The organism is Flavobacterium sp. BFFFF1 (assembly GCF_002256285.1).
In the GTDB taxonomy this organism is placed as follows: Bacteria; Bacteroidota; Bacteroidia; order Flavobacteriales; family Flavobacteriaceae; genus Flavobacterium.
The window spans coordinates 1-6776 of sequence record NZ_NKJE01000052.1; the positions used below are offsets into that span (position 1 = coordinate 1).

Sequence of the window (6776 nt, forward strand, 5' to 3'; positions counted from 1 at the left end):
TGATGGTTGGTCGTACACCGGAATTCCTTGGGAAGAAAATCGAGGCAAAGGAAATGAAGATCGCCATGATGATCGCCTTGCTTCACCCTTTATTGATTTTGGCAGGAACTGCTCTGGCAAGCCACCTTTATGCGGGAAATCCGGAAGCATACTCGGGATGGCTCGCTAATCCGGGCTACCATGGATTCAGCGAAATGCTCTACGAATTTACATCCTCATCAGCCAATAATGGCAGTGGGTTCGAAGGTTTGGGCGATAACACGCCATTCTGGAATATCGCTACCGGAATCGTGATGTTGCTGGCCCGTTATTTACCAATTATCGGTCCCGTAGCCATTGCAGGGATCCTCGCTACCAAACAATACATTCCTGAAAGCAACGGAACGTTAAAAACAGACACTTCCACATTCGGGCTGCTGGTCTTTGCCGTAATTTTCATCGTGGCGGCGTTGTCTTTCTTCCCTGCCTTAACACTTGGTCCGATCGCTGAATTCTTTTCACTAAAATAACATATCATGAGTACCTCTCAAAACACATCCTTGTTTCAGAAAGATTTGGTGCGCGAAGCTTTCAAACAGTCTTTCATAAAACTCAACCCTAAAATCATGTTCCGCAATCCGGTGATGTTCACCGTTGAAATTGGAACCATCGTCATGTTCTTCGTCTGCGTTTGGATTTTGGCGGGCGAGCACTCGCAGGGCAGTTTTATGTATAACTTCACGATTTTTCTCATCCTGCTGATTACGTTGCTCTTTGCCAATTTTGCCGAAGCCATCGCCGAAGCACGCGGAAAAGCGCAAGCCGACAGCCTAAGGAAAACACGTGAAGAAACCCCCGCCAGGTTAGAAAACGGGCAAATCATCTCTTCCTCACAACTTAAAAAAGGCGACGTCTTTATTTGTGAAGCGGGTGACCTCATTGCCACCGATGGCGAAATCATTGAAGGGCTTGCCACCATAGATGAAAGTGCCATCACCGGAGAAAGCGCTCCTGTCATTCGGGAAGCTGGCGGCGACAAATCGTCTGTAACCGGCGGAACGAAAGTATTATCAGATAAAATCAAGGTGATCGTAACGTCAGAACCCGGCGAAAGCTTCCTTGATAAAATGATTGCGCTCGTTGAAGGTGCGAGCCGCCAGAAAACACCCAATGAGATTGCTTTGACCATCCTATTGGCAGGATTCACGCTGGTATTCATTATCATCGCTGCATTTATATCGTTGTTTGTTTGCCTGATTCCAACTACCATCGGCGGATTGCTTTCTGCCATTGGTATTGCAGGAATGGACCGTGCGCTGCGTGCCAATGTGATTACCAAATCCGGCAAGGCGGTGGAAACGGCCGGGGATATTGACGTATTGTTGTTGGATAAAACCGGCACCATCACCATCGGAAACCGAAAAGCCACAGGATTCTATGCGTCGAAAGGCATTTCACAGCAGGATTTCATCCAATCGGCTGTACTGAGTTCACTTGCCGATGACACACCTGAAGGTAAGAGTATCGTGGAATTGGCTGGTACCGAAGTCGCGCAAAAGTTATCCATCGAAGGAGCCACGCTAATCAAATTTACAGCAGAAACCAGGACATCGGGCGTAGTCCTCAAAGACGGGACCAACATCCGCAAAGGCGCACAGGATGCCGCGAAGCATATTGCTGCGCAGGCAGGCCATGCCTTTCCGGAAGACACTGCGCAAAAGGTCATCGATATCTCTTCAAATGGCGGAACGCCGCTGGTTGTCGTCAAAAATAATGTGGTTCAGGGTGTCATCGAATTACAGGACATCATCAAGACCGGCATGAAGGAGCGTTTTGAGCGCCTGCGTAAAATGGGAATTAAAACCGTTATGGTCACAGGAGACAATCCATTGACAGCCAAATTCATCGCGGAAAAAGCAGGTGTGGACGATTTCATCGCGGAAGCGAAGCCCGAGGACAAAATGAATTACATCAAAAAAGAACAGGCGGAAGGCAGGCTGGTCGCCATGATGGGCGACGGTACGAACGATGCGCCGGCATTGGCCCAGGCAAACGTCGGTGTGGCGATGAACAGCGGTACCCAGGCTGCGAAAGAAGCAGGGAACATGGTCGATCTTGATAATGACCCGACGAAACTGATTGAAATCGTCGAAATCGGGAAGCAGTTGTTAATGACACGCGGAACGCTAACGACATTCTCAATTGCCAATGACGTTGCGAAATACTTCGCGATCATTCCTGCGCTATTCATTACGGCGATTCCCGCGTTACAGGGGTTGAATATCATGAACCTGCACAGCCCGGAAAGCGCTATTCTTTCTGCCGTAATCTTCAATGCCATCATCATCCCATTCCTGATTCCATTGGCATTAAAAGGAGTCGCCTACAAACCAATCGGTGCGTCGGCCTTGTTGAGAAGGAATCTTTTTATCTACGGATTGGGCGGCGTGTTGATTCCGTTTATTGGCATAAAAGCAATCGATTTACTGGTATCAGTATTCATTTAAAATTTATAATTATGAAAGAAAATATCTTACCCGCAATAAGGCTCACGTTATTCTGTGCCTTGTTCTTTTCAGGAGTTTACACACTCAGTATATACGGCATTGCACAGTTTGCTCCTAACAAAGGAAATGGCGAGATCGTAACCGTCAACGGCAGAAACCAACACATCCATGTGGCACAAAATTTCGTCTCAGACAAGTATTTCTGGCCGCGCCCATCCGCAGTAGATTACAATGCTGCCGGCTCGGGTGGAAGCAATAAAGGCATCACCAATCCGGAATATCTTGCAGTGGTAAAAGGTCGTATCGATACCTTCCTGCTCAGGAATCCGCAGGTCAAAAGAAATGAAGTGCCTTCAGATCTGGTAACGGCATCCGGAAGCGGTATCGATCCCGATATCTCCATCCAGGCAGCGAAAGTACAGGCCAAACGGATTGCTGCTACACGCAAATTACCAGAAGATAAAATTCTGGAACTGATCAAAAACCAAACAGAAGCACCTTTACTCGGCATGTTGGGCACCGAAAAAATAAACGTACTCCAATTAAATATCGCATTAGACCAATTGAAATAATAAGCGCTTCAAACCTTTTGTAGTTTTGCAACGGGCGAAGACAAAAAAAATACAGTAATGAAAAAAATAATATTGATCGCCATCGCGGCATTAGGAATTACCCAAACACAAGCACAAGACACAACTGCTGTGGCAAGCCCATTTACCTTTTCAGGGTATGTGGAAACCTATTACAGCTATGATTTCGGTAATCCCGGGAACCATGCGCGCCCGGGATTTTTCTACAGCCACAACAGGCACAACGAACTAAACCTGAATTTAGGATTTGCAAAAGTCAATTACGCCAAAGATAATGTACGCGGAAACCTCGCATTCATGGCAGGTACTTATTCGAATATCAATCTCTCCGCAGAGCCTGAAACACTCAAAAATGTATTTGAAGCCAATGTGGGTATCAAAATTTCCAAAAACCACAACCTTTGGGTCGATGGCGGAATCATGCCGTCGCATATCGGTTTTGAAAGCGCCATCGGTAAAGACTGCGCAAACCTGACACGCAGCATCCTGGCCGATAATTCGCCGTACTACGAAGCGGGTGTAAAAATCGGATACACTTCTAAAAGTGAGAAATGGTATCTCGCCGCAATGTACCTCAATGGCTGGCAGCGCATCCAAAAAATTGACGGCAACCAGACTCCGGCATTCGGGACGCAGATTACGTACAAACCCAATGCGAAAACGGTTTTAAACTGGAGCACCTATGTTGGAAACGAACAGCCGGACGCGATCAGGAAATGGCGCTACTTCAACAATTTTTATGGGCAGTTCAAGATGTCCGAAAAAGTGAACCTTACCGCCGGATTTGATATCGGCGCACAACAGTCAGTAAATGGAAGTAGTGATTATGACATTTGGTACGCACCGGTTGTCATCGCGCAGTACAAACGGGCTGCCAAAATCCAGTTGGCGGCACGCGCGGAATATTATCAGGACAAACAGGGCGTCATTATCGCTACCGGAACGCCAAACGGATTTAAGACTTATGGCTTTTCGGCCAATTTCGATTACCTTCCTGCCGACAATGTAATGTTCAGGATTGAGGCGCGCACGTTAAGCAGTAAGGATGATGTTTTCCTTCGCAACGACAAACCGACAAATAGCAATGTATTTTTAACCACTGCACTGGCAATCTCCTTTTGATGGATAGTGAAAACGAAAATAATGCCCAGCACTTTCTCCATTTAATCCAGAAATCGCGCAAAGGAAAGTTTAAAGTCTACATTGGCATGAGTGCCGGTGTAGGCAAAACTTTTCGTATGCTTCAGGAAGCGCACGCGTTGCTCAAAAGCGGCATCGATGTCAAAATCGGCTACATCGAGACACACTACCGTAAAGAAACCCACGAATTATTGGGAGGACTGCCCCTTATTCCGCGACGGACCATTTTCTATAAAGGCAAGCAGCTCGAGGAAATGGATGTGCCGGCGATCATTAACCTGCGCCCGGAAGTCGTCATCGTCGACGAGCTGGCCCATACCAATATCGAAGGCAGTAAAAACGAAAAGCGTTGGCAGGATGTCGTCGAGATCCTCGAAGCCGGAATCAACGTGATCTCTGCCGTAAACATACAACACATCGAAAGCCTGAACGATGACGTCAAATTCATCACCGGGGTCGAAGTGCAGGAACGCATTCCCGATGATGTCCTGCGCATGGCGGACGAAGTCGTGAATATCGACCTGACCGCCGACGAACTGATTGCGCGCCTCCGCGACGGAAAGATCTATACCGCGGACAAAATCGACACCGCCCTCCGGAATTTCTTCAAAGCGGAACAAATACTGCAGCTACGCGAACTCGCGCTTAAAGAAGTAGCCGGGCAGGTAGTTCGCAAGGTGGAAAGCGAGGTCCCTAAAAATGCCGCGCTTCGCCATGAGAAACTGCTGGCGTGTATCAGCAGCAATGAGCACACGGCCAGGATCGTCATCCGCAAGACCGCCCGTCTGGCAGGATACTACAACAGCAAATGGTACGTCTTATTTGTCGAAACACCACGCGAAAGCAGTGACCGCATTGCGCTCGACAAACAACGGCACCTGATCAACAACTTCAAGCTCGCCGTGCAACTCGGGGCAGAGGTGGTCCGGGTCGAAAACAGGCACATCACCGATTCCATTCTCGAGGTAGCACAGCAAAAACAGATTACAACAGTGTGTATTGGAAAGCCACACCTGAACTTATTTAAAGTAATTTTGTCTACATCAATCTTTAACAGGTTACTGAATAGCCTTTCGTCATCAAATATTGACCTTGTAATCCTTTCGTAATATGAAAATTAAAACCAAATTGAATCTGGGGGTCGGGCTGCTGTTCGTGATGATCATGATTCTGGCCATAACAAGCTCTTTTTATGTGTTCTCGATAAAAAAAGACACGCAAAACATCCTGCAGGCCAATTACATCACCTTAGAGTATTCCCGGAACATGCTCAACGCGCTGGATCACCTGAACGAGGCGCAATCCGTCGCTTTTTTCGAAGGAAATCTAAAGCAACAGCTGGCTAATATTACCGAAAAAGGGGAGGACAAGCCCACATTGGCGCTGGAGCAGAATTTTATGAGGTTAAAAGCCAACCCCGTCGACGAATCCCTGAAAAGCCAGATCCGGCGCAACATTTTTGAGATCATGAAACTCAATATGAACGCCATCAAGCAAAAAAGCGACATCGCAAACCAGACCGCCGAAACGGGAAACATCTGGATTGCAGTCACGGGAACGTTTTGTTTCCTGATCGCTTTCAACCTCCTGATCAACCTTCCAAACAACATCGCCAATCCCATCCGGGAATTGTCCTCAAGCATCCGACAAATTGCAAACAGGAATTATTCGGAACGTGTAAACTTCGGGAACCAGAATGAATTTGGCGACCTTGCCCGCTCCTTCAACACCATGGCGGAGAAACTCGAGGAATACCACAACAGCAACCTGTACAAGCTGTCGTTTGAAAAGAAACGGCTGGAAACCTTAATCAACAATATGAATGATCCCATCATCGGGCTCGACAATGAAGGGGTGATCCTGTTTGTAAACGATGAGGCCCTGCGCATTATGGGGCTGAAATCGGACGAAGCCATCGGCAGGCAGGCCGCGGAACTCGCACAACGGAACGACCTTTTGAAATCGCTGATCGTCAATTCGCTCGAAAGCGACAAACCCCACCCGATGAAGATCTTCGCAAACGGAAAGGAAAGCTACTTTGAGAAAGAAGTCGTCACGATCACCATCAAACCCACGGGGGAAGAGCAAACCATCACCATCGGCGAGGTGATTATCCTAAGGAACATTACGGTGTTTAAGGAACTCGATTTTGCGAAGACCCATTTTATCGCTACTGTATCGCACGAACTGAAAACACCGATCTCTTCCATAAAATTGGGGCTGCAGCTATTGGAAAACAAGCAAACCGGCGCCATCAATCCGGAACAGCAACAGCTCATCGACGGGATTAAAGACGACAGCCAGCGCCTGCTGAAGATTACCGGGGAACTGCTCGAACTGTCGCAACTCGAAACGGGCAACATACAGCTCACGATGGAGAAAACCCCACCATCCGACATCGTGCGCTATGCTGTGGAAGCGGTCAAAGTACAGGCGGAACAAAAACGCATCAGGCTGGTTGTGGACTGCAGCCCGGACTTACCCGAGGTAAAAGCCGATACCGAGAAGACAGCCTGGGTCATGATCAATTTCCTGACCAACGCCCTCCGCTATTCGCCCG

6 protein-coding genes are annotated in these 6776 nt (G+C 47.9%); all 6 read left to right on the forward strand.

Features of this window, described 5'->3' with window-relative positions:
- Positions 1–509 (forward strand): potassium-transporting ATPase subunit KdpA (locus tag CFE23_RS16220; protein ID WP_291090375.1); only part of this gene is annotated, 509 nt, incomplete at its 5' end.
- A 6-nt stretch (positions 510–515) separates the two neighbouring features.
- A complete protein-coding gene (gene kdpB, locus CFE23_RS16225) occupies positions 516–2486 on the forward strand; it encodes a potassium-transporting ATPase subunit KdpB (protein ID WP_291090378.1) in 1971 nt (656 codons plus the stop codon).
- 11 nt (positions 2487–2497) lie between these two features.
- Positions 2498–3058, forward strand: coding sequence for a K(+)-transporting ATPase subunit C (locus tag CFE23_RS16230; RefSeq protein ID WP_291090381.1), 561 nt, complete (start codon positions 2498–2500; stop codon positions 3056–3058).
- 57 nt (positions 3059–3115) lie between these two features.
- Positions 3116–4198: a porin gene (locus CFE23_RS16235; RefSeq protein ID WP_291090384.1), complete on the forward strand. Its 1083-nt coding sequence runs from the start codon at positions 3116–3118 to the stop codon at positions 4196–4198.
- On the forward strand, positions 4198–5325 hold the full coding sequence (locus CFE23_RS16240) for a sensor protein KdpD (protein WP_291090387.1): 1128 nt from the start codon (positions 4198–4200) through the stop codon (positions 5323–5325). Before CFE23_RS16235 ends, CFE23_RS16240 begins: the two co-directional genes overlap by 1 nt.
- Before the next feature lies 1 nt (position 5326).
- Positions 5327–6776: histidine kinase dimerization/phospho-acceptor domain-containing protein (locus tag CFE23_RS16245; RefSeq protein ID WP_291090390.1), on the forward strand; the 1450-nt coding region annotated here is incomplete at its 3' end.

Excerpts from the sequence above, each read along its gene's own strand:
- CFE23_RS16235 (WP_291090384.1), top strand. The coding sequence starts at position 3,116 with ATGAAAAAAATAATATTGATCGCCATCGCGGCATTAGGAATTACCCAA.
- kdpB (WP_291090378.1), top strand. The coding sequence starts at position 516 with ATGAGTACCTCTCAAAACACATCCTTGTTTCAGAAAGATTTGGTGCGC.
- CFE23_RS16230 (WP_291090381.1), top strand. The coding sequence starts at position 2,498 with ATGAAAGAAAATATCTTACCCGCAATAAGGCTCACGTTATTCTGTGCC.
- CFE23_RS16240 (WP_291090387.1), top strand. The coding sequence starts at position 4,198 with ATGGATAGTGAAAACGAAAATAATGCCCAGCACTTTCTCCATTTAATC.